The 24,974-nt window shown below is 57.9% G+C and carries 16 protein-coding genes; 4 read left to right on the top strand and 12 right to left on the bottom strand.

The features are described from left to right. Positions 1-141: 141 nt before the first annotated feature. The 7 genes from GN112_RS21625 to GN112_RS21595 form a co-directional block, all read right to left on the bottom strand. Positions 142-318, bottom strand: coding sequence for a hypothetical protein (locus tag GN112_RS21625; RefSeq protein WP_197743366.1), 177 nt, complete (start codon positions 316-318; stop codon positions 142-144). Positions 319-477: 159 nt separating this feature from the next. Next, positions 478-969 (bottom strand): REP-associated tyrosine transposase, encoded by a 492-nt coding sequence (locus tag GN112_RS21620; RefSeq protein ID WP_155312113.1) that lies wholly within the window; start codon positions 967-969, stop codon positions 478-480. Positions 970-1,284: 315 nt separating this feature from the next. After that, positions 1,285-2,838 carry a formylglycine-generating enzyme family protein gene (locus GN112_RS21615; RefSeq protein ID WP_162459062.1) on the bottom strand — a complete coding sequence of 518 codons (1,554 nt, stop codon included), beginning with the start codon at positions 2,836-2,838 and terminating at the stop codon, positions 1,285-1,287. Positions 2,839-2,926: 88 nt separating this feature from the next. Next, on the bottom strand, positions 2,927-3,805 hold the full coding sequence (locus tag GN112_RS21610; protein WP_155312111.1) for a Het-E N-terminal domain-containing protein: 879 nt from the start codon (positions 3,803-3,805) through the stop codon (positions 2,927-2,929). Between the two features lie 16 nt (positions 3,806-3,821). Then, complete coding sequence (locus tag GN112_RS21605) at positions 3,822-4,154, bottom strand: hypothetical protein (RefSeq protein WP_155312110.1); 333 nt, start codon at positions 4,152-4,154, stop codon at positions 3,822-3,824. Between the two features lie 90 nt (positions 4,155-4,244). Further along, on the bottom strand, positions 4,245-7,964 hold the full coding sequence (locus tag GN112_RS21600; protein ID WP_155312109.1) for an SUMF1/EgtB/PvdO family nonheme iron enzyme: 3,720 nt from the start codon (positions 7,962-7,964) through the stop codon (positions 4,245-4,247). Between the two features lie 129 nt (positions 7,965-8,093). Next, positions 8,094-10,583 (bottom strand): SUMF1/EgtB/PvdO family nonheme iron enzyme, encoded by a 2,490-nt coding sequence (locus GN112_RS21595; protein ID WP_155312108.1) that lies wholly within the window; start codon positions 10,581-10,583, stop codon positions 8,094-8,096. Positions 10,584-10,735: 152 nt separating this feature from the next. Here GN112_RS21595 and GN112_RS21590 point away from each other — a divergent pair, with 152 nt between their 5' ends. Next, positions 10,736-12,100, top strand: a complete 1,365-nt coding sequence (locus tag GN112_RS21590) for a multiheme c-type cytochrome (RefSeq protein WP_162459061.1) — start codon at positions 10,736-10,738, stop codon at positions 12,098-12,100. Positions 12,101-12,349: 249 nt separating this feature from the next. Here GN112_RS21590 and GN112_RS21580 read toward each other — a convergent pair whose 3' ends face one another. Genes GN112_RS21580 through GN112_RS21560 form a run of 5 tightly spaced genes read right to left on the bottom strand, consistent with a single transcriptional unit; the run spans position 12,350 to position 18,337 of the window. Beyond that, positions 12,350-13,438 (bottom strand): proline racemase family protein, encoded by a 1,089-nt coding sequence (locus tag GN112_RS21580; RefSeq protein WP_231717089.1) that lies wholly within the window; start codon positions 13,436-13,438, stop codon positions 12,350-12,352. A gap of 37 nt (positions 13,439-13,475) precedes the next feature. Next, positions 13,476-14,438: an ornithine cyclodeaminase family protein gene (locus GN112_RS21575; protein ID WP_155312106.1), complete on the bottom strand. Its 963-nt coding sequence runs from the start codon at positions 14,436-14,438 to the stop codon at positions 13,476-13,478. Positions 14,439-14,478: 40 nt separating this feature from the next. Next, the gene (locus GN112_RS21570; protein ID WP_155312105.1) at positions 14,479-15,183 is read right to left on the bottom strand and encodes a FadR/GntR family transcriptional regulator; all 705 of its coding nucleotides are present in this window, start codon (positions 15,181-15,183) and stop codon (positions 14,479-14,481) included. Then, the gene (gene hypD / locus GN112_RS21565) at positions 15,183-17,546 is read right to left on the bottom strand and encodes a trans-4-hydroxy-L-proline dehydratase (RefSeq protein WP_155312104.1); all 2,364 of its coding nucleotides are present in this window, start codon (positions 17,544-17,546) and stop codon (positions 15,183-15,185) included. Before hypD ends, GN112_RS21570 begins: the two co-directional genes overlap by 1 nt. Before the next feature lie 2 nt (positions 17,547-17,548). Continuing rightward, the gene (locus GN112_RS21560; protein ID WP_155312103.1) at positions 17,549-18,337 is read right to left on the bottom strand and encodes a glycyl-radical enzyme activating protein; all 789 of its coding nucleotides are present in this window, start codon (positions 18,335-18,337) and stop codon (positions 17,549-17,551) included. A 571-nt stretch (positions 18,338-18,908) separates the two neighbouring features. On the opposite strand from GN112_RS21560, the gene GN112_RS21555 reads away from it, so the two are divergent. The 3 genes from GN112_RS21555 to GN112_RS21545 all read left to right on the top strand — a co-directional run bounded on the left by GN112_RS21555 (position 18,909) and on the right by GN112_RS21545 (position 24,960). Then, positions 18,909-19,277, top strand: coding sequence for a hypothetical protein (locus tag GN112_RS21555; protein ID WP_155312102.1), 369 nt, complete (start codon positions 18,909-18,911; stop codon positions 19,275-19,277). Positions 19,278-19,325: 48 nt separating this feature from the next. Then, on the top strand, positions 19,326-22,301 hold the full coding sequence (locus GN112_RS21550) for an insulinase family protein (RefSeq protein WP_155312101.1): 2,976 nt from the start codon (positions 19,326-19,328) through the stop codon (positions 22,299-22,301). Positions 22,302-22,467: 166 nt separating this feature from the next. Continuing rightward, the gene (locus GN112_RS21545) at positions 22,468-24,960 is read left to right on the top strand and encodes a hybrid sensor histidine kinase/response regulator (protein ID WP_155312100.1); all 2,493 of its coding nucleotides are present in this window, start codon (positions 22,468-22,470) and stop codon (positions 24,958-24,960) included. Positions 24,961-24,974: the final 14 nt, after the last annotated feature.

Raw genomic sequence — 24,974 nt, 5'->3', positions numbered from 1 at the left:
AATTTGTAATCCAAAGGCCATCCATGCTTCGGCTCGTAGGAGCTGGCCATGCCTGCGACCCATCCTATCGATAAACGTCCTTTATCGCGGCCATGGACCGCTCCTACACGCTTTCTTGAAACCTCTTCTACTCTTGACCATTCACGCCCAAACCGCGTCCCAAAACGAATAATCCCCGACCCGTTCCACCAAACCGGCACGCACCGGATTGCCGATGATGTACCGGGCCACCGTCTTCAAATCCTCATCCGAGCGCAATGCGTGATCGTGATAGGCCCGCGCCCACAACGCCCCATTTCTTTCAAATAGATGTATCATTAGCGTTCATCGGTCACGGCCTGATTGCGTTATTTTGTCAAAACACCGTCCCGTAAGAGCTGGCCATGCCTGCGACATCATTCAATCGATCAACGTCCTTTATCGCGGTCATGGACCGCTCCTACACGCTTTCTTGAAACCTCTTCTACTCTTCACCATTCACGCCCAAACCGCGTCCCAAAACGAATAATTCCCGACCCGTTCCACCAAACCGGCACGCACCGGATTGCCGATGATGTACCGGGCCACCGTCTTCAAATCCTCATCCGAGCGCAATGCGTGATCGTGATAGGCCCGCGCCCACAACGCCCCATTTCGCCCCAATATACGGTTGACCGATCTGGCGCTGGCCGATTTCAAGCGGGCGACGACATCTCCCAACGCATCCCTCGCCCCCAGTTGGATCAACCAATGGGCATGATCCGGCATCAGCACCCAGGCCAACATGCGTGCGTCGCCCAATGATGCGGTGGTTTCGAAACAGCGGCAGGCAGCACAGGCAGCGTTGAAGTCATCAAAGAACCGTTGCCGTTTATCCGTCGTGGTGGTGATCAGATAGACATGGTTGGGCAGGGAGACCCGGCCCCGTCTCAGGGCTCGGTGACCGGGTTTGTTCTTCGGGAAACGTTTGGATGTATCACTGGCGTTCATCGGTCACGGCCTGATTGCGTTATTGTGTCAAAACTCCGTCCCGTAAAAGCTGGCCATGCCTGCAATAATAGGCAGATAGCATTTTAGCCTGAAAGCTGAAGGATAGGCGGCAGACTACCCATTTTGTAATCCAAAGGCCATCCATGCTTCGGCTCGTAGGAGCTGGCCATGCCTGCGACCCATCCTATCGATCAACGTCCTTTATCGCGGCCATGGACCGCTCCTACAAAGCCCCGGTATTCGGCCGGCCGCCTCCGGGACGAGTCAACCGGCGACCTGCTCCGCGACGGTGCGCCGGTCGCCTCACCCTCCGGCTCACTTGCCGGGCTCACCGGGCTGACCTGGAAGACAGACAAGCCGGAACCCGAAAAACTGGAACCGGTAGCCGGGGTCGAGCCAGTAGCGGAAGGCCGCCCGGCAGAACTCGGCGGGGTTGTACCACGCGCCGCCGCGAAGGACACGGTACGAGCCATCTGATGGCCCTGTGGGGTCCGGTCCTGTTTTTCGGGGATACTTTCCATACCAATCCTGACACCACTCCCATACATTGCCGGATAGGTCGAACAGTCCATTGGCGCTCGCTCCCTTTGGAAAACAGCCCACCGGGCTGGTCGATGAGATGCCGGTTGCAAGGTAATTCGCTTTCACAGGATCGATCTTCTCATCTCCCCAGAGGTACACACGCCCATCCGCCCCACGGGCCGCTCTTTCCCACTGGGCTTCGGTGGGCAGGGCAATCGTCCCCTTGACGAACAGTTTTGCCGTGAGCCACGCACAGTAGGCCATGGCATCATGCCAGGTTACCTCCACAACAGGATGATTGTCGTACTGATTGTCTGCCAACCAATCGCTATCCAACGCCCGACCCGTTGCCGTGGCAAACATCCGGTACTGGGCGACGGTCACCGGGTATCGCGCGATTTGGTAGTCAGACAGCACTACCGGATGCCGGGGCAATTCGTCGTCATTCGCCGACGGATCTGCCTGCTTGTCGCTACCCATCTGAAAAGTACCCGCCGGAATGTCCACGAAACCCAGATTGACATCACCAGGTAAAAAATATTGGGCCCGGCTGAAGCGTGGGTCGCCGAGTAGGCTGAGCACGTTGCCCGCCGCCACCCGATCCGGCGCCGCCAGGTGCGCATCATTGGCCATGGCGGCCAGCAGCCATTGCCTGACCTTTTTGAGGCGGCGCCTGCCCGTCGGTTCTCGTCTGACGCCGACCAGTCCGATCTCCAGCAAGGCCTCGCCAGCAATGGCCGCCAGGTGATCCATGGGTCGTCCATGGCACGCGTCTTGATCCTTGCAGTGAGAAAACAGCGCATCGATCGAGCCAATCGCTGCACTGAGACGGTGGGTTCGGGCGGCATACCCCGCGGCAAGAATGTAGACGATACGCCAGCGATCCGGGTTTTCGCACAAAAGGCGTGCGGATTGAGTCGGGTAATCATCCATTCCGACCAGATGGCAGGCGGCCAAAAATTCCTGAAACGTCCGGTGGGGAAAGGTGTAAGCAGCCTTTTTGTGCCTTATGAGCAACCCCGCCCGATCATGCACGTATTTGACGAATTCGCCGGCCTTGTCCCAACTATCGTTCAAAAAAGGGGCCAGCCGTTGACGCAGGTCCCCTTCGCGAATTTCACCCGCACCATCGCCGGAACCACTGCCGGCATGAATATCGAAGGCCACGGCATGAAAACCGGCTTCCAGATCAGTCATTTTCAGACCGGGCATATCCAGCGACTCCAGAATGCCCTTTTCACCGACATGCCGGCTTTCCCAACGGCGCAGCAACAGATCCACCGTCCATTGATACAACTCGACGCGATCATTGGGCAGCTCACCGCGAAAGCTGTGCAGCAATGCCATGACAGTCATGAGCAGCGGACGTTCGGCCAGGCCGATTAGGTCGGATCGCGTGGCTGCCTTTGAAAGTGTTTCTGATCGTTGCGCCGCTTCATATAAGGAATTCGAGCAGCAAGCCGGCGTTGCCCGATTTTACATCGGCAGGCAGGTTCGCCGCGAATTCTTTCAGGACGATGCGGACCGGCAGCATTGCCCCACGAGACCATGGGCCGTTTTTTCTCAGCGTTTCAAGCCATCTTCCCATTTCGGCAAGATCGGCCCTGGCGAGGACATACGTCAGGTAGTTGAGGAAAGTCGACTTTCCGGAGCCGGGGTCGCCCAGCAGGATCAGCCGCGAGCTGGTGTCAACCATTTTCTGGGCGGATATGCGGCGGGATTCCTCGTCACCGCTCATGTGACGGCGAACGGTTTCCTCGGAATCCAACCTTTCTATGGCGGTGGTATCCAGAGGGGTGTAAATATCGACGAGCATTAAGTTTTCGCCGCGTTTGGGATCGGCGTAGTTGTCATCGACATTGACCCATGGAAGATAGTTGCTCTCGGCGGCGATTTGTTGAAGATATTGCCGCATTAACGATCCCGGGGGTTCCCCGTCGGCACGCACGGTCAGATTTTTGATAACGAGGGCAACGGCCTGGTCTTTGGCAAAGGCCACATCCCCTTCGGCATGGAGATCAATGTGGTCGCCAGTCTTAAGCAGGACCCCCAACGCAGCTTCAAGCTCCGGGTGGGCGGTGATGTCATACTCGGTCAACTCTTCCTTCAACTGCTGTTTCACACCCTCCGATTCGGGTTGCCGTTCCAGCCGGTTGATCACGTCGACAAGGTCGTTATCCTTCCCGAAAACCGCATTAAGCTTGTCTTTGAATACGCCCAGGGCATCGCGCAACGGCCGGGAGGCCTTGTCCTTGGCATGCTTCACGACAACATTCATCAACGCGCGCGCGATGTTATCCGGTAGTAGCTTCATGGCGCTCTCCCATGTTTCACTTTTCCTGTTTGATGTGAATGCCCCCTTTTATACTCGCATTGTTGCCGAGAACGCCGACCTGGGAATCGTTGATCTGAATGACGCTTTCATCATCCTTTGCAAAGGCAGAATGGTTTGCCTTGATATTAATATTGTCTCCGTTGGTACTTCTTTGAACAACACCTTTATTTTGGGTTGGAGACGGCGCCTCTTTTTTCCTCCGCAACAGCCATCCTACGAAGACAGACAAGATGGCCACGCCTATACCTGAAAAAACCCATTCCCACCATGTATTGTTCTGAACCAGTTCTTCCATGTTCTCATCTCCTTGAGTTTTTTTCGCGGCCATAGGCCGCTCCTACAAGGCCCCGGTATTCGGCCGGCCTGCTCCGGGAAGAGTCAACCGGCGGCCTGCTCCGCGGACGGTGCGCCGGTCGCCTCACCCTCCGGCTCGCTTGCCTGGCTCACCGGGCTGACCTGGAAGGCAGGCAAGCCGGAAACCATATTCGCTGCTCCAGACAGCGGGTGGGCTACTGAAGCGCTTGGCCGTCCGGCAGTCCTCTGCGGCGAAGTTCCACGCGCCACCGCGAAGGACACGGATCTCGATATCTGTTCGATCCACCCATGCACGGCCATTCGCAGGGGCGCCTTCATAGTTGTCGTGCCAATCATCCTGGCACCATTCATAAACATTGCCATGCATGTCATACAGACCGAATGCATTGGGTGCCTTTTCACCGACCGCATGCAGTTTGTTCCCAGAGTTATCCCTGTACCATCCCGCACGATCAAGATCCGCTTCTGAATCTCCGGTATGGTACCGGGTCGTCGTACCGGCCCGGCAGGCGAATTCCCACTGGGCCTCCGAAGGGAGTTGCAGCTTCGCCCATTGGGCGTATTGGTTGGCGTCATGCCAGCTCACCCCCACGACCGGCTGGCGCGGCTGGTTGTATTCACGATAGCCCCATAAACCGGGCTCCTCGTGTCCCGTCGCCTTAAGGAATCGACCATATTCCTCGTTGGTCACCGGATAGCGGCCCATGTAAAAATCCGGCAGCGTCACTTCATAAACCGGTTGCTCTCTTTCACTTTCGTCTGAGCCCATCAGAAAGGTTCCGCCCTTTATCAACACCAACTCGTAGCCCGACGGCTCTGGACGAATGACATCCTGGCGCGCTTGCCTGAACTTCTCTTCAATCCATTGCCGGATCTTATCAAAGGGGTGATCTTTCAGGCGATGGATAATGGATTCAAGCGCCTTTCCATCCAGCCTCGCCGCCATGCGCAGGGCCAGCAATTGGCGCCGCCAGAGTTCCGGATCCTTACCTGGACCGGTTTCAAGCAGTTCGATAAACGGCAGGGGTGATGGCTTGACCGCATCGTCCAGGCACATCTCCATTAGGTCGACATCTTTGGCGAACGCCGGTTGACCGACCACTTCCCGCATGAAGGGAACGAACAGGGGCGGATCTTCCAGGGCCAGGAGCAAAAGGGTTACCTCCTGCCACCAGCTTTCACCGAAATGGCCGGCCAGATTCTTCAACAGGTTTGAGCGACCCGTTTCGTTCATCTCTTGTTGAAACCGGCTGCGGATTTCACGGGCGGCCAAAAATTCCTGGAATCCTAAATGCATGAAACCGTAATTCTCCTGGTCCCAGCCGGTGAGCAGGCCACTTTCATCCCGAATGATGCGTAAGAAATCGTGCGTATCGCCGCCCGGCCATCGAATCTCCTTTAGTACCGGCTCGATGTAAGGCGTCAGTTCATCGGCCGTGGCCCGGGTTCTACCCTCTTTTTGGTGTAGCCACAGGGCCGCCGGCTGAAGTGCCAGGCGTCCCTGCAGGGCGTTTATCCCCAAAGCCAGTTCCTTGGCCTGACGCCAATGCTCCAACAACACGTCGATGCACTCTTCATAGAGCCGGGCGCGGCGCTGGGGCAGGGCGCCCCGGTGGCGGTGCACCAGGCAGATGTTGGTGAGCAGCAAGGGGTTACGGGTCAGTTCGTATACCCGGCGGGCCCTGAAATCGGGCTGTCGTAACCGGTCATTGAGATGGTCGGCCTTTTCCCGTGCGATGCTCGCGGCCTGCTCGACATCACTGGCCAGGCTTTTTTCGACCACCGCGTACCAGTTGTGCACGAACCGCTCGGCCTCTTTTTCCGACAGAGGCCGCACATGCATCTCCAGAAACTTGGCACCCAGCCGGACTGTGGGGCTGTAACCGGCAAACCGGCAGGTAACGACAAACCGGCAATCCGGGTAATCCGTGAACGCCTCTTCGATCCAGACCGAGACTGCCTCCCGCTGGGTCAGGTCGGCCACCTCGTCCAGCCCGTCCAGGAGAAAAAGCAGGTTGCCCCGTTTCATCAGGCGCCGCCCGAAATCAGTCCGCATTTTAAGATGACGGCTGGTGAGCTGATCCTGGATGAACCGATCGAGGCCGTCCTCCAGGTGATGCAGTTCCCGCAGCGGCAAAAACACCGGCAGCATACCTTTGGGAAGTCCCAGGCTCTCGGGTCCCTTGCGCAGGCACCAGAGCAACATACGTTTCATGTGGGAGGTTTTACCGGAACCGGGGTCGCCCAGGATCACCAACCCCTTTTGGTTGCGCTGTCGCGCCTCGGGAAAGGCCTCAACCAATCTAATTTCAAGATTTCGGTCGCATCCGGCAAGGCGTTTTTCCGCATCCAGGGCATCGCCGTAGCATTCGTGTTCCTCAATGCCCTTAAGATTAAGCACAGCCCGCAAAGGGATGTAAATATCCTCGATGTCGATGGGCACCTTGAGATGGGAGGCGAATCCGGCCACGGGCAGGTTTTCGTGCAGGGATTCTGCTTTAGCGCGGTAGGCCCGGATCTCGGCTTCCAGTTCGGCATCCGTGGGTTTGGCATACGCCTTGGCGGCTGGGACGGGCGGGCCGGGTTTTGGCGCTGATTTGTCGTTGGTGCTGCTGACGATGGGGATGTCATAATAGGGTAGGTTCGGCTTTCCCCTGCCCTGCCGCCACAGATGATCCGGCTCCCATGTGCCATTTAATTCGATGCGGCGGCGGGTGTGAACCCGTAAGGCCTTTGGCGAAAGTCGCAGCAGGTTGTATTGCAGGGGGCAGCCTGGCGTCCACTCCTTTGCCGGTGCGCCAAAGGTGCCCGCCCCGACCCCATGGACAGCTCGACCATCGGCGAGCATATCGTAGCGAAACAGACCAGCATCGGCCTTGTGGATGTGTCCATGCAGGCAGACCTGAAACCCAGCCTGGGCCAGGCGCTGCATGAATCCGAGGTCTTTGATGCGGTCTTCTTTGGGACTGTACAGCGGATGGTGCCAGACGGCGAATTTGAGGCAATCTTTAAATACCGGGTCGTCTCGCAGCTGGTCTACGGCGAGAGTAAGGGCATCCGGGTTGATGGAAATTCTTTTTTTAAAATGGTGATCCGCCTCCCAGACAGAATTGAAACCGACGATGACCAGGTTCAGCTCCGGCAGGTAGCAAAGGTCGGCCTGGGATTCCAAATCTACTGGGAAAGGCCGGCCGGTGACGTTTTCATGGAACTTGCCAAAGTGCCGGAAACGATTCGCATAGATGTCGTCATCCCGCAGCCGGATCACATTCTCACTCTCCCGGATAAATTGACCATCTATCAGCGGTCCGTCATGATCCTCCACATCCATCAGGCGGTAACCCCTCTTGGAGAGTTTCCAGTTGAGGTCGTGATTGCCCGGTACGATGATCAGCTGCGAGGCAGCCAGACCGAATTTGGTACATAACCGCTCGAAAAACACTTCCGCGGCCCGGTATTCATCCGGCTCGGAGAAATTGCCGATATCGCCAGAGATGATGACGGCATGCAGTTGCTCACAGCCCAATTCGCCGATCAGGTCGTCGGTCAGTTGACTGTGCCAATTTTTGGCATCGGCGACCGGATCGGAATTTTTCTCAGCACCAAAGTGGAGATCCGACAGGTGGAGGATGCTGGCGGCGCCTTCGGGATCGAAGATGATCTCTTCCCTGGTTGTGGTTGTCTGCTCGGCAGATTCGGTATCATTTGCATGGCTTTGATGGTGATGAAAATGGATACCTCCGTCAACGTGGACGTTGTCGCCGATGATACCGACCTGAGATCCCTCTACGTGAATCGTCTTTTGTCTTTTCTCTTCAGCCATGTTTTCCGTTCTCTTTTTATCGCGGCCATGGGCCGCTCCTACATGGCCCCAAATCCGGCAACCCACCTGCGGGACGAGTCAACCGGCGACCTGCTCCGCGACGGTGCGCCGGTCGCCGCACCCTCCGGCTCACTTGCCTGGCTCACCATGCTGACCTGGAAGACAGACAAGCCGGAACCCGACGTGACGGTACTTGGCGCCGGGGTCCCCATATTCTCGGTGGACCGACTGACAGTAAATGTCTGGGCTGTTCCAAGCGCCGCCACGAATGACACGGTACTCCCCCATTGATGGACCTATGGGGTCACGGACTTTGTCTTCTCTGCTGAGAGGATAATCTCCATACCAATCCTGGCACCATTCCCAAACATTGCCGGCCAGATCAAACAATCCAAATTCGCTCTTTCCCTTTGGGAAACAGCCCACCGGGCTCGTAGACGAAATGCCGGTCTTATTGTAATTCGCTTTCTCGGGATCGATTTCAACATATCCCCAGTAATATGAAAGCGCATCCAACCCCCGAGCCGCTCTCTCCCACTGGGCCTCGGTCGGCAGGGTCACCCGAAGCCCGCGGTGCTCCAACTTTTCCGTCAGCCACCGGCAATAGGTATTGGCGTCAACCCAGGAAACAAAAACCACCGGATGGTTGTCCAGCCGGTTGAACCGACTCCAACTCTCACTCAGTTGTTGACCGATATCAATCGCAAAGGCCTTATACTGGGCCACGGTAACCGGATACTTGGCCATGGCATAGGAAGACAATACAACTTCATATCGTTTTTTATCTTTGCCCATCACGATGGCATAGGACGACGATACAACTTCATGTCGTTTTTTATCTTCACCCATCACGAACGATCCTGCCGGGATCTCTATGAAACCCAAATCCCTATCATAGGGAAGAAATTCTTTTTCGAAATCAAACCTCGGGTCACCCAGTTGAACAAGAAAATTGCCGAAATATACACGCTGCCTAGCAGCCAGCACATCATCCGCGGTCATGGCCGCGACCAGCCATTCTTTAACCCGATCCATTAGAATCCGTCCCTCTTCCTCGCGCCTAACCGCCGCCAGGCCAATCTCAAGCAGTGCCTCCCCGGCAATGACCGCCCGGGTAAAAGCCGCGGCATCGATGGATTCCACCTCCGATACGGATCGAAGGCAAAGCTTGCCCACCGCCGATATGGCATTGCCCAATTGGGTGCGCCCGGCATGACCGGCGGCTAAAACAAATACGATGCGCCACAGGTCCGCATTTTCCCGCACTAGGCGGGCAGCCTCGTGCGGGTAATCCTTGAGTCCGGTAAGATGACAGGCGGCCATGAACTCCTGGAAGGTGCGATGGGGAAAGGTGTAGGCATCTGTTTTGTGTCGGATCAATAATCCAGCCCGCTCTCTCACGTATTGAACAAAGGCCTCGGCACGGTTCCAGTCGTCGCCAAGGAAAGGTTTAAGCTGCTTGAGCAGCACCTCCTCGGCAATATCGGCCGTGCCCTCTACACTACCCTGCCCTGCATGGGCCTGAAAGGCCACATGATAGAGCCCGGCCATCAGATCGCTCATCTTCAGTTGAGGCATGGAAAGCTGTGCCATCAGGCCGGACTCGCCCTGACCGACGTGGCCCTTCCAGCGCCTGAAAAGCAGATCCACGGCCCACTGGTAAAGTTCCACGCGATCCTCGGGAAGCTGACCATAGGACGTGTGCAAAAGGGCCATGACGGTCATGATCAAGGGACGCCCAGCCAGCGTCTTCAAATCGGATCGGTCGATGGCGGTTTTTAGCCCTTTCGCCAGGTCATCGGCCTTGGTTTGAGAAACCCGCTTCTGAAAGGCCAGTTCGTCGTACCAGGCCTGGATGAACTGATCGATCTGGTCGTCGTCGAAGGGCGCCAGGATGGTTTGCCGGAACCGACGCAGGCGATAGGCAGGATCGACGTAAGCATAAATCCGGCAGGTGACCAGAAAGCGGTTGTGTTGGTAGGTATCGCTGAAATCGTCGATCAGCCGAACCAATTGCTCCCGCAAGTCGGCCGGCACTTCGTCCAGGCCGTCCAGCAGAATCAGGTAAGGCGTGGAAGGATCTTGCAGACCTTCATGAAACACCGGCCAGAGCGATTCCAGACCGGCATCGATTAGGGTCTTACGAATCCACGCACCAATGGTATGCTGGCCCCCTTCCCCCGACGTCATCCAGGCGCCAACCTCCCGTAGGACAATGCGGATCGGAAGCAAGGGGCCATGTACCCATGGTCCTGCCTTGAGCAGACGCGAGAGGCATGCTTGCGAATCTTCATTAACACCCGCACGGGCCATGGTATGGGCGAGGAAATTGACCACCGTGGTCTTGCCGGAACCGGGGTCACCGAGTAGAACCAGCCGGTCATGGTCGTTGATCATCTGCTGGACGGGGATGCGCTCCATGTGATCCAGCCGGGCCAGGCATTTTCGCAGATCGTCTTCGCACTCTATCTGCTTGGGCTCGGTAGTGTCCAGGGCCGTATAGACGTCTGCCAGACGCAGGACTTCCCCTTGATCCGGTCCGGCCTGTTCCGGCGAAAGCCGTCCCCACGGCAGGCGATTGGTTTCGGCGGCCAGATCATTGAGGTAGCGGCGGAGCAAGCCCTGAGGGTCTTCCCTGCCGCCATAAAAATTGATGGGTCCTTATAGTGATTTGTGGTAATAGCCTTCATGGAAAGACAGCTCTTTGTCCTTCACGTTTATTTATTTTGAATTAGGGCCTTGCCCGTATAAAAATGGAGACGGACACAATAATGAAAGCCCTGGAAAGCCATAAACACCTTGTAACAGCGGCATTGATGATCGCCACGGTCGTCCTGGCAATTTTATATCAGGTTAACGATAATACGGAACAAAAAGAAACGGCCCCAACCTATTCCATCGACCGGTTTATCGCCGTAGACACCTGTGGCGGCTGCCACTCGGAAATTTTCGCCCAGTGGGAGCGGTCAACCCACCACCTTTCGCATACGGACACGGTTTATTTGGGAGTTTCGGATTTCCTGCGCGAAGGTCTAAAGGATCCGGACGAAATAAAGGAAGCCGAAGCCTGTGTAAAATGTCATACGCCGATTGGCGTGATTACCGGCTATCCGACCAAGTCTTCAGATGACAGAAGCAAAATCCCGGAGCTTGCCCAAATGGGCATTCAATGCGATTACTGCCATTCCGCCACTGCGGCCCACAAAATGTACAATAATGGTCTGATTATCGAGCCCGGGCATGGCGAGGACAACCCGGGAGTAAAGAGAGGCCCCTTCAAGGACTCCGAATCGGATTATCACGAAACCGCCTACTCAAAATTCCACACGAACGCAGAGATATGCGGGACGTGCCACAATGTCAAACATGTGGTCTTCGATACAGACCTGGAAACCACCTACACAGAATGGAAAAACGGTCCTTACTACTCCGATGATCTCAAGGAACGCGTCACCTGCCAGGGCTGCCATATGGTCCAACGGCCCGGTGTCCCGGCCACGGGAAGCACGAAGAGACCACTCAATCCCGGACAGGCCGTCGATGACGGCCCGCAGCGGGAGCACATCTTTACTCACTATTTTGTCGGCGCCAATGCCTATTTACCCAAGCTCAATGGCGATGAGGAGAAATCACAAATGGCCATTGCACGGCTTGAAAACACGGCAACGCTGGGCATCGACAAGACGCAGCTGGATCATCAGAAACTGATCATCGAGGTAAAAAATATCGGTGCCGGTCATTATCTGCCTACGGGCATGACCGAAATGCGCCAGATGTGGCTTGAAGTTGTCGTCAAGGATAAAAAAGGAAAAACCATTTTTTCTTCCGGCGTCAGGGATAACAATGAATATCTGACGGCGGATACAATCATTTTCAACACCGTATTCGGTGACGGCAAGGGAAATCCTGTGGAGAATATTGCCAAGGCCCGCGAGATTCTCAAAGACAGACGGGTTCCCCCCAAGCAGTCACTGTTTGAAACCATTGAATTGCCCCCGAAAAAGCTAAAAGGTGGCAAGGTCAGAGTAACCCTATTTTACCGAAGCGCCTCTCAAAAGATGCTGGACAAGGCCACGGGCAAAGACAAACATCGTCTGCCAATCATAAAAATGGCGGAGGTTCAAACCAGACTTTGAGTTCCAAGGTTCAATGCACCATTTTTTTTTCAGATCAACGGTCAAAACCGATTGGCATAATCCATGTTGCCGGTCTTGAGCATGACCAGCTCGACGGATTTGGGCCGGACATTCTTCTCCGGCCGGTTGGCAATGAGTTGATCGTACAATCCCGGCTTGCGGCAGCAACTTCTCAGCCAATTGCAATACCATCAAGCTAGCGTTTCAAGCAAACCAGGATGTCTCCAATCGGCATCGCGTCGATCCCGCTCACCGAAAAATAAATCCCTCCTTCAACGGATCGTCCGGATCAATGAGAAATTCGCTGCGGCCGGTGACCCAGGCGCGGCCCTCCACCTCGGGGATGACGGCGGCATGGGGACCGAAGGTAGTGGTCTCCACCACCTGGCCGGTAAAACGCGTGCCCAGGATGCTCTCGATGACCATCGGCTCGCGCACACCGATCTCCCCCCGAGCGTGGTGCAGCGCCAGCCGGGCGCTCACCCCGGTGCCGGTGGGGCAGCGGTCCACCTCGCCTTCGGCGAAGATGCAGACGTTGCTGGAGTGGGCATCATCCGTATGGGGCGGTCCGACGATGATGGTGCCATAAAGAAAGCTGAGATCCTCTTCGAAGGGATGGGGGATCGAACCGGCAGCCATGACGGCACGCTTGACCGCCATGCCCCGCTCGATCAGCCGGTTGAAATCCTCGTGCCGTGTACTCACCCCCAGGTCGGCCGCATCCACGAAAGCGTAGAATGCCCCGCCATAGGCGACATCGTAGCGCACCCGTCCCAGTCCCGGCACATCCACGGTGCGGTCCAGGGCCAGCACGAAGGAAGGCACGTTGTGAAAGAAGACGCCGTTCACCCGTCCGTTTTCGACCCGCGCATGGGCCGTGATCAGGCCGGCCGGCGCGTCGATGCGCACCGTGGTCAGCGGTTCGACCATCGGCACCAGGCCCGTCTCCACGGCCACGGTGGTCACGGCGATGATGCCGTGGCCGCACATGGAGCTGTACCCCTCGTTGTGCAGGAAAAGCACCCCGAAATCGGCGTCCGCCGAGACCGGCGGGGTGATGATACAACCATACATGTCGGCGTGGCCGCGGGGTTCCCACATCAGGGCCGTGCGGATGGAATCATAATTCGCGATCATGTCGCGCCGGCGCTCAAGGATCGTATCGCCGGCAAGCTGCGGCAGGCCGCCGGTGATGATCCGGAAGGGTTCGCCAGCAGTGTGGGCATCCAAGGTGGTAATCTTCCGCCAGTTTTCCGGCGGGGTCCATTGGCGTAAGGGGTCGAGCATGGGCATAATGACGCCTCCGTTGGGCAATTCCGAATCGGGTGATCTTTTCATGGTAGGGTCGAAAAATTTTTCGCCCCCCCCGCGGGCATCAGGACATCTGGATGACTGTCCCCAAGCCCTTCTCCTCCGCCGCCCGAAGTACGGTGGCCGCAGTGACCGCATCCTGCACGGCCAGGCCAACGGATTTAAAAAAGGTGATCTCGTCATCGTTCTGCCGGCCGGGTTTTGTGCCGTTGACAATCTCGCCGATTTCGGCGTCGATGGTAGCCTTGGCGATAATGATGTCCCCGGCCTCGGCCATGGCCGCCTCGCGCTGGTCCACCACCACCCGGGCGCGATCGATGGTGACGGCGTCGATCTCCTGCATCTCGGGCGTGAAAGAGCCCACGCCGGTGACGTGGGTGCCCGGTTTGAGGTCATTACCGTCGAAAAGCGGTGTTTTCGTGGTCGTGGCGGCCAGCACGATGTCGGCCTGGGAAACCGCCTCCCTGGGCGATGGGGCGACGATCACCTGCGGGGCGTCGGGCCAGGTGGCCACCTCCGCACAAAAACGCTCGATCGTCTTGGGAAGGCGGCCAACCACCAGCACGCGCTGGATCTGCCGCTCGGCCAAAACCGCCTGCAATTGGCTGCGCGCCTGAACCCCCGCCCCGAACAGGGCCACGGTCCTGGCATCCTTGCGGGCCAGGTAACGCGCGGCGACCCCACCGGCCGCACCGGTGCGCAGGGCGGTCAGGCTGTCCCCCTCCATCAGGGCCAGGGGCATCCCGGTTTCGGAGTCCATGGCCAGGACCGTGGCCGTCACCGTGGGCAGGCCGAGCTTGGGATTCTCTCCATAGACGGAAACGATCTTCACGGCAAAATCGCCGCTGTCGTGGAGATAGGCGGGCATGAGCAATGAAATTCCCTTATCGGTGTCGACCCGGGACCGAAGGGGCATGGTGGCCTTGCCTGAAGCCAGCTGAGCATAGGCCTTTTCGACGGCATCAATGGCCTCGCGCATGGAAAGCGCCGAACGGATATCACTGGCCGTGAGCACACGAATCTGCATGAGTCAAACTCCTTCTGGAAGGGTTGCGTTGGCGGGGCCGTCAACGGATAATATTTTTCAATTCATCACGGATGGCATCCAGGTGCCGGGCCATCCAGCGGGAGGCGTCCTCGGCGTCACCGGTTTCGATGGCGGCCACCACCCGGGCGGCCGTGCGAATGGAGATCTCGCGGTAGGCCGGCGGCAGCAGTGCGGTCTTCAGGGTTGCGTGGTGGGCGACGACCTTCTCCAGCACCAGTTTGGTCAATTCGCAGAGCACCGCGTTGCCGGCGGCATCGGCCACGGCGGCATGAAACCGGAGATCGGCATCCAGAAAGATGCTGTAATCGTTCTCGGTGGCTTCCACCGCTTCCATGACCCGCTTCAGCCGTCGGATCTGCTCCCCGTCGGACCGCTCCGCCGCCAGGGCCGCCGACCGGCATTCCAGCATCTCACGGGCCTCCATGAGATCGAAGATGGAGCTGGCACCAAAGGCTGCCGCGAGCTTCTGCATGCCGGCATCATCATGGGGCAGGGTCTGCTTGATAAAGGTGCCCCGTCCCTGCTGCGGTTCCAGGTAGCCCATCACTACCAGGGCGTTGATCGCCTCGCGCACCGACGAGCGCCCCACCCCCAGCATCTGGGCCAAATCCCGTTGGGCGGGCAGTCGGGTGCCGGGGGGCAGTTCGCCGGCGGTAATCTTCCGGATGATCTGCTCGGCCACCATCTCCGGAGCACTGCTTTTTTTGATGGTCTCGAAGGTCATCACACGTCCTCATGGGCGGTACGCCGGATAATCTCATCCTGCAGTTCTTCTGTCAAATCCACGAAGTAGTCGCTGTAGCCGGCCACCCGCACGATCAGGTCGCGGTAGTCATCGGGCGTCCGCTTGGCCTGCTCCAGCATCGTCCGGTCCACCACATTGAACTGGATGTGATGGCCGTCCATGCGAAAATAGGTGCGCACCAGCTGGGCCAGTTTGGTGATGCCCGCATCGCCTTCCAGCACCTGGGGCAAAAATTTCTGGTTGAGCAGGGTGCCGCCGGTGCGGATGTGATCCATCTTGGCCGCCGAGCGGGCCACTGCCGTAGGGCCGTTGCGGTCGGCGCCCTGGACCGGAGAAATCCCCTCGGAGAGCGGCGTGCCGGCCATGCGGCCATCGGGCAGGGCACCGGTGATACTGCCGAAGTAGACGTGGCAGGTGGTCGGCAGGAGGTTGATGCGGTGCACGCCGCCGCGGGTGTTGGGCCGGCCGTCGACCGCCCGGTAGTAGGCCTCGAAAACCATCTGCATTACATCATCGGCCGCATCATCATCATTGCCGTACTTGGGCGTGTCCTCCAGCAGCCGGTGACGCAGGTCATCAAAACCATCGAAGTTGCTTTTCAGCGCCTTGAGAACATCCGCCATGCAAACCGTTTTGCGTGAGAAGACATGCTCCTTCAAGGCCGTCAGGGCATCGCTGATCGACCCCAGGCCCACCCCCTGGATGTAGCTGGTGTTGTAACGGGCACCGCCGGCGTTGTAGTCGCGCCCCTTTTCGATGCAATCGTCAATGTATAGCGAGAGAAACGGAACCGGCATCTGGCGGGCGTTGATCTGCTCGATGATGTTGTTGCCGCGGATTTTAATGTCGATGAAGTGGTTGAGCTGACGCATCCAGGCTTCGAACAGATCCGCGAAAGTCTCGAACCGGCATGGATCGCCGGTGGCCGGGCCAAGCTGCCGCCCGGTACGCGGATCGATACCGTTGTTGAGGGTCAGCTCCAGGATCTTGGGCAGGTTGAAGTAGCCGGTGAGAAAATAGGCCTCCCGGCCGAAGGCGCCGGCCTCCACGCAACCGCTGCAGCCCCCCTGGCGGGCGTCCGCCACGGACTTTCCCTGGCGCACCAGCTCCTGGACAATGGCATCGGTGTTGAAGATCGACGGCTGGCCGAAACCGGTGCGCACGATCCTGAGCGCCCGCCGGATGAAACGGTCGGGATTCTTTTTGCTGAGCTGCACCATGGAGGAGGGCTGCAACAGGCGCATTTCTTCGATCACGTCCAGGATCAGGTAGCTCAGGTCGTTGACCGCATCCGCGCCGGTGGCCCTCACCCCGCCGACATTGATCAGGGCGAAATCCACGTAGGTATTGCTCTCCTTGGCGGTCACACCGGTCTTGGGCGGTGCCGGATGGTTGTTGAACTTGATCCAGAAGGCCGACAGCAGCTCGCGGGCCCGCTCCTCGGTCAGCCGCCCCTCGGCCAGGTCCTTTTTGTAGAAGGGGTAGAGATGCTGGTCCAGGCGACCGGGATTGAAGGCGTCCCAGGGGTTCAGTTCGGTGATTACCCCCACATGCACGAACCAGTAAGCCTGCAGGGCCTCCCAGAAGGTCCTCGGCGCGTGGGCCGGCACTCGCCGGCAGATGACGGCCATCTGTTCCAGTTTGGCCCGGCGCCGGGCATCGGGATCGACAGCCGCCATGGCATCCAGCCGATCGGCGTGACGCCGGGCAAAGGCGATCATGCCGTCGGCGGTGATGGCCATGGCGGTCAGCTCGTGTTTCCTGTCCATGGCCTGGGGGTCGTTGAAAAAGTCGAGGCACGCGATGGTTTCTTCGATTTGGAACTTCAGATCCAGCAGTCCCTTTTTATAGGGTTTATCGCCGCAGGCCGTGTGACCGGGGGAGCGCTGCTCCTGAAATTCGGTAAAAATTCCGGCATCATAGGCTAACTTCCAGTCGTCCGGTAGATGGCTGAACAACGTTTCACGGATGGAGTGGCCCTGCCAGAAGGGAATGACCTCCTGCGCATAGGCCTTACGCACGGATTCGTCCACGGCAAAGGCCACCTTCTCACGCCCGCTGATGATCGCCAGATCCTCGGGGGAATGAATGCACACCTCGGGATAGGTGGGCGTGGACTTGGGGGCCGGACCGCGCTCGCCCACGATCAGCTCGTCGGGATCAATGGGGATGGTCTTATTGGCCATGATATGAGCAAAGGCCATGGCCCGCTGCACCGGCACCGGTTGGGTGCGCGCCACGCCGCTCTGGTAAAACCGGGTCAGCAACCGGGCACGCTCGTCCGACAGGCTCGGCTGCGCTTCGAGGCTGCGGGTTCTCAACCGCAAAATCCGTGCGTTCATCGTTATCCTCCAATACCGACATGAAAACCGGCGGTTTCGAACATGGCCTGAACGGCCGCCACCCGTTCGGCTGCCGGGGGCAATTGGCCGGCCATGGGATTCTCGCGCCCCAGCCGCCGGTATTTCTGTTCGCCAATACGGTGAAAGGGCAGAATATCGATCCCCTCAATGGTTTTCAGAGTGACCGCAAAACGGGCAATGGCGGTCAGGTTGGCATCGCTGTCGGTCATCTTGGGAATCAGCGGCACGCGCAGTCGCAAAGGCACGCCGCTGGCCGCCATCAGGGACAGGTTTTCCAAAATGGGCGTGTTGCCGACACCGGTAACCCGACGGTGGTCGACCGCATCCATGATTTTCAGATCACAGAGCACCCGCTGCACCCGGGGCAGGATGCGCCTGACAACCGCCGCCGGCGCAAAGCCGCTGGTATCCAGAGTGGCGTGAATCTCCCGCCGGTTGCAGGCCAGCAGCAGCGCCTCCAGAAAATCCGGCTGGGCCAGGGGTTCGCCGCCGGAAAAAGTCACCCCGCCGCCGGATTCGTCGTAGAAAAGCTGGTCCTTTTCGATCACACGGATCAGCTCGGCAACGCCGATCCGCTGCCCCACGGTCTCCGGGACTGTGCCGTGGGCGGTATCACGCAGCATGGTCTGAGGTTCCGGATCGATCCCTTCGGGGTTGTGGCACCAGCGGCAGGCCAATGGGCAGCCTTTGAGAAACACGGTGGTGCGGATACCCGGGCCGTCGTGCAGGGCGTATTTTTTGATTCGGAAAATCGTGCCTTCAATTGACATGGGCAATCTTGATCGAGCCGTAAGGGGCGCGGCAAAAACTAATTGCGCCAATACCGTGACCAGGTGTTCTGCGATCCCGTCAAATCCCGATCAGTATAGCAAACCGCCATTTAAAAGCAACGGATTTTCAGGTCTTCAGACCACCGCACCTTTATCCTGCCCTCAAATCACTAAGCGCATTACTGCGTGGCGTCGCGACGCGGCATTGCCATCGGCTGTTCCGGTTATCCCCCAGATCATTCCAGGGTCATCCGATAGTGCTTTTTATTGTAATTATTTTAGGCCTCTGTCAGCCATTCCAAAGACCTTCCCATTGACTTTGAAGTGGTTATCCTTTAGCTTATGACAATGGCTCAATCGACCATGCAGTCATTTGCCGTTTACCCCTGATTCGGACACGCCGGAACCATGCCGCCGGCGTTTTCATTCATGGCCGATTCGTTCGTATTGATTTGGCAATCAGAGACATTTGATGGATACGCGCGCGTTTCCCTTAACGGATAATACCCGTTCGTACGGCGGTCGCTCCCGCGCGGATTCGCGTTCACTACCAGTGCCCACGGAGGTACCAATGACCAAAAGAAAAGGCAAAACGGTAAGCTTTGATGCCATGGTCAAATTTTTCATGCACAACTACAACATCCCCACCAAACGGGATTTCGACCGACTCAACGACCGGCTCGACCGCCTGGAGAAATTGATCCGCACGCTCCCCGCCCGCGGCCGACGCCCCACAGAAAAAACCAACGAACTCTCTCCGGCCAGTGCCACCGAAATCGTTCTGGAACTGATCAAACACAGTCCAAACGGTATCGCCATCACCCAGATCCGGGAGCAGACCGGCTTTGACGATAAAAAACTGCGCAACATCATCTATCGTCTCAACCAGATGGGAAAAATCATCCGGGTCAACCGCGGCAGCTATAAAGCCTCCGAATAACCGCTCCCGCTCAATGCCCCATATTTATCAACGGCACTGGAGACATTCATGCAAACCGAACAAGACACGAATAACCCCGGCCTTGCGGCCGGCAGCCGCGTCGGTGGCTACACCGTCAACACGGTCACCTACCTGAAGGATATTCACGCCTGGCTTTACCAGCTGGCCCATGACACATCCGGTACCCGGCACATCCACATCAGCAATGCCGACCGGGAAAACACATTCGGCGTGGCCTTTAAAACCGTGCCCGAAGACTCTACCGGCGTGGCCCACATTCTGGAGCATACGGTGCTGTGCGGATCGGCGCGGTTTCCGGTACGCGATCCCTTTTTCTCCATGCTCAAACGCAGTCTCTCCACCTTCATGAACGCCTTCACCGCCTCGGACTGGACCATGTACCCCTTCTCCACCCAGAATCGCAAAGATTTCTACAACCTGATGGACGTCTATCTGGATGCGGCATTTTTCCCCAACATCGACGAACTGAGTTTCAAACAGGAGGGGCATCGGCTGGACTTTGACGACGATGGCGATGACCCGAAGCTGGTCTACAAAGGGGTGGTCTACAACGAAATGAAAGGGGCCATGTCCTCACCGGATCAAGTGATGGTCCGCTCGCTGCTTAATGCCCTTTATCCGGACACCACGTACCGCAACAACTCCGGCGGGGACCCGGCGGAAATCCCGACACTGACCCATGCCCAGCTCAAGGCGTTTCACGCCCGGCACTACCACCCGAGCAACGCCTATTTTTACACCTACGGCAACCTGCCCCTGGCCGACCACCTGGCTTTTATCGAAAAACGGGTCCTGGCGCGTTTTACCCGCATCGACCCCAAAACCGATGTTCCCCAGCAGCCCCGCTGGACCACGCCCCGCACGACCACCTATGCCTACCCCCTGGACCGGAATGAAGACCCGATTAAAAAATATCAGGCCTGCGTGGCCTGGCTGCTGACCGACATCCGGGATACCTTTGAAATGCTGGTGGCCGCCGTGATCGAGCAGGTGCTCATCGGCAATGCCGCCTCGCCCCTGCGCAAGGCGTTGATGGACAGCCAGTTGGGAACCGCCCTTTCCGACGGCACCGGTTTTGAGGCCGAAAACCGGGACACCATGTTTGCCGTCGGTCTCAAGGACGTGACGGAAACCGATGCACCGGCCATTGAAACCATCATTTTCGACGTTTTGAAACGCCTGGCGGATGGCGGTATCGACCCGGAGCTGGTGGAATCGGCCATTCACCAGATCGAGTTTCACCGCAAAGAGATCACCAACAGCCCTTACCCCTACGGCATCAAACTGCTCATCAGCATCACGGCCAGCTGGCTGCACGGCGGCGACCCGGAGCGCATCCTCCAGTTGGATGCGGACCTCGAACGACTCCGCCAGGCACTCTCCGGAGACCGCTTCCTGGAAACCAAAATCCGGGAATACTTTCTGGACAATCCACACCGGGTGCGGTTTACCCTGGCGCCGGACCAGGAGATGGCCGAAAAGGAACGCCAGCGCGTGGAAAGCGAGTTGGCCGAACGGCTGAGTCGTCTGAAGGAAAACGACCGGACGCGCATTCGCAGTGATGCGGCAGCCCTGGAAAAACTCCAGGAAGCCCACGAAGACCTGACCCGCCTACCCACCCTCGAACGCACGGATATTCCACCGGCGGTGGCGAGCGTCGCGTTCACACCCGGCGTCTTTCAACCGCCGGTATGGGCCTATGATCAACCCACGTCGGGCATTTTCTACTTTACCGGCGGATTGGGCGCGGGCACCATCGATAATCGCCTGCTGCCCCTGGTGCCGTTTTTCTGCTACTGCGCCTCAAAAATGGGCACATCCGCCTGTGATTATGCCCGCATGGCCCGCCGCATCGATCTTTACACCGGCGGCGTCGGATTTTCGGCCAACGCCCGGACCCGCTTTGACGACAATGGGGACTGTCTGCCGTTTGTCTCGTTTACCGGAAAGTGCCTGAACCGCAACCTGGATCATCTGTTTGCGATTATCCATGAACTGACCACCCAGCTCGATTTTGCCGATCACCCCCGGCTTCGCCAGCTGATTCTGGAATACCGCGCCGGCCTGGAAGCAGCGGTGGTTCACAACGGTCATCGACTGGCCATCTCCCTGTCCGCACGAAATTTCTCCGCCGCCAACCACCTCCAAGAGCTGTGGGGAGGCGTTCACCAGTTGCATGCCATCAAGCAGGTGGCATCGGAGACCGCCGAAGGCGATCTTTCCCACTTGGCCGCCGACCTGAAAGCCATCGGCCGGCGCCTGTTCTGCCGCGACAACATTGAACTGGCCCTCATCGGTGAGACGGAAATGCTGACCCACGCCGAAACACCCATGGGAAATCTGACCGGCGCCCTGGCAGCCGGCGGCAAGCCGGGATTTGTCTCCCCTCCGGTGACGGTACCGAAAGGGCTACCCACAGAGGGATGGAGCACCTCCACGGCGGTTTCATTCGTGGCCCAAACCTTTGCCACGGTCCGGCTGGGCCATCCGGACAGCCCGGCCCTGGCAGTCATGGCGAAAATACTGCGCTCACTCTACCTGCACCGTGAGATCCGTGAAAAAGGCGGTGCCTATGGCGGGTTCGCCCTTTACAACGCCGAGGACGGCCTTTTCAGTTTCGGATCCTATCGTGATCCGCACATCGAAAACACGCTCAGGGTCTACGACGGGGCGGCCGACTTTATCTGCTCCGGGGATTACGCCGAAGAGGACGTCAAGGAGGCGATTTTGCAGGTCTGTTCGGAAATCGACAAACCGGATCCGCCCGGACCGGCGTCGCGAAAGGCCTTTTTCCGCCGCATGATCGGCCTCAGCGACGAAACGCGCCTGGCGAACAAGCAGAATCTTCTGGAACTGGATAAAAAAACGGTCGTCGCGGCAGCCGAACGCTACTTTAGCGACCGTGCCATACCCAAAGCCGTAGCCGTTATTTCGAGCCGGGACCGGCTTGAAGCGGTTAACAATGGGCCGGGTAACCGGCAGCTTCACCTACACACCGTCTGACCCGTTGATGGCGCCGCCGGCAAGCACCGGCGGCGCCCGCCCTCTCCAGGCGCCCAGCCCCCGGTTTTCCGCTAATGATTCGCGGTATCTGACCGATAACTATCCTGATCGGCCGTTGCACCGGCCAGTAATGTTCAATTTGGTTCCGGGAGCCTAAGCGTTAATAATGTCCACCACACCAACTGATGTATCCACTGTATCCTCATTCGATGACCAAACGTCGCTGTACGACAGTGAAATCATCGGGAATGATGACGCCTGCCGCTACCGGACCGCCTGGAAAGAGCCCCCCTTAAGCGTATGGAGACGGGCCGGACAATATACCGCCCTGCTGACCATCGCAATCACCGCCGCAACGGTCCCTTTTTTCCCGGCAACGGCGTGGGGCCCCCTTGCGCTGGCCCTGGGTCTCGTCTGTCTATGCATATGGGTGGTCGCCAACCGACTGGAAGTCGGCAACCTGACCCGATCTCTCAAAGCGCAGGAAGATCTCGCCAGCCATCTTCGGGAAGAGCTCGATACGCGCCATCACAATGCCCGCCTGGTTCAGGAAATCAGCCTTGCCGGTGCTGATATATTGGAGATCGGCACCTTTCTGCAGACCGTACTCGACTCCATGGCGCGTAACCTCGATTTCAGCCGGGGCATGATTGTCCTTTGCCAGGATGCCTGCCGACACCTGAAGCACAGGGCCAACTACGGTTTCTCACAGCCGGACCAACAAGTTCTGGATCCGCTGGAACTCGAACTCAACACCGACGACACCGAGAATCCCTTCGTTCAGGCGCTGAACCATGGCCGGCCGGTTTTTCTGGAGGGCATCCACCATCACAACCAGAATCTCAGTCCGTCAACGCTTAACGTTTTTGAACAGCTCAATATCGTCTCGCTGATCGGTGTGCCATTACGGCATAAAGACGACCCCCTTGGTCTGATTATTGTCGACGCCCGGGACGGCAAAAAAAACCGGACTGCCAGCGATATCCATCTGCTGATGGGCATTGCCGCCCAGGTGGCCACCGGCATTGTCAATGCCAGGGCCTATACGCAACTCCAGGAAAGCGAAGCCCGTTACCGCCTGGTAACGGAAAACGTCACGGACGTAATCTGGATCTTCGATTTTCAGGACCTGAAAATCACCTATATCAGTCCTTCCGTGGAAAAGATGCTGGGGTACACACCGGATGAAATCATGGGCCTTCCCATGGATCGATACCTGACACCGGATTCCTGTGATAAGGTAGCCGCCATCTTATCCACGACACTAAATCCCGCTTACGGGGAGAAAACCAGCTCCCCGTGCAACGCCGTCAATATGGAACTGGAAAAGGTGCACAAAGATGGCACGATTGTCCCCATCGAAATGATCGCCAATTTTCTGACCGATGAAAACGGCAGCCCCAATGCGGTGCTCGGTATTTCCCGGGACCTATCCCGGCGAAAACAATATGAAAAAGCCCGCCATGAGGACGAAACCCGGCGCCAGCAGGCCAAAAAAATGGAGAGCCTCGGCACCATGGCTGGCTCCATTGCGCACAATTTCAATAACCTGTTGATGGTGGTGTTGGGAAACCTGGAGTTGGCCAAAGAGGAACTCAATATATCACAGCCACCCCTGCTCAATGTTCAGCGAGCCATCAATGCATCCCAACGGGCTGCCGATCTGAGCAGTATGATGCTGACCTATGTGGGCCAACTGAAAAAAGAGAGTGTCCCGGTGGACCTCTCCCAGGTGGCCGGCCAGGTTCTGGAAAATATGGATGAAACAACCATGGCCAATGTGAATCTGGACCTGGATCTGGCCGATCCCATGCCCTTAATTGCCGCCGATGCCGGTCAGATGCGCCAGATCGTATCCGGATTTGTGACCAATGCCATTGAAGCCCTTGGTAACAAACCGGGACGGGTGCGCATCTCTACCGGTGCCATGCACTGCGACGACCATTTCCTGGCAGACACCTACCTTAACGATGGCATCTGTGAAGGCATGTACGCCTTCGCCGAAGTTGCCGACACGGGCTGCGGTATGGATACGGAAACCTTGAGCAAGGCGTTCGATCCCTTTTTCTCCACAAAATTCACCGGCCGTGGACTGGGTTTGGCAGCCGTACTGGGTATTATCCGCTCCCACAACGGGGCGATCCGGGTTCACAGCGTAAAAAATGAGGGCTCCGTGTTTACCGCCCTGTTTCCCATCCAGGGGATCTCCCACCACCGGCGCCATTCTGAAGCGGAAACCGTGGAATCGCCATCGACGGGCAAAACGGTTCTCCTGGTGGACGATGAAACCATGGTAATGGATATCGGCCATCAATTCCTTGAACGCCTAGGGTATACAGTTAAAACGGCTTCAAGCGGTCAGGCGGCACTGGACATCTTCCGGCAAGCCGCCGATTCGATCGACTGTCTGTTGTTGGATTTTTCCATGCCGGACATGAATGGCCTAGAGACCCTGCAACACATTAAAAAAATCGGCTCCACGGCACGCATTATCGTGACCAGCGGCTACACCTGGCAGCAGATAGAGGACCGTTTCGCACAAATCGGCCTGCCGGACGGGTTTATCCAGAAGCCGTTTGAGATTAAAAAACTAAAGGAAACGCTGGGCCGGGTATTGGCAGACACCGATGATCGCGCGCACGGAGGGGGAAACCATTGAAACGAACCCAAAGG

Source organism: Desulfosarcina ovata subsp. ovata (assembly GCF_009689005.1).
Classification (GTDB): domain Bacteria; phylum Desulfobacterota; class Desulfobacteria; order Desulfobacterales; family Desulfosarcinaceae; genus Desulfosarcina; species Desulfosarcina ovata.
Note: the sequence above shows the minus strand (reverse complement) of the source record. Positions and strands in the feature narration are given on the sequence as shown.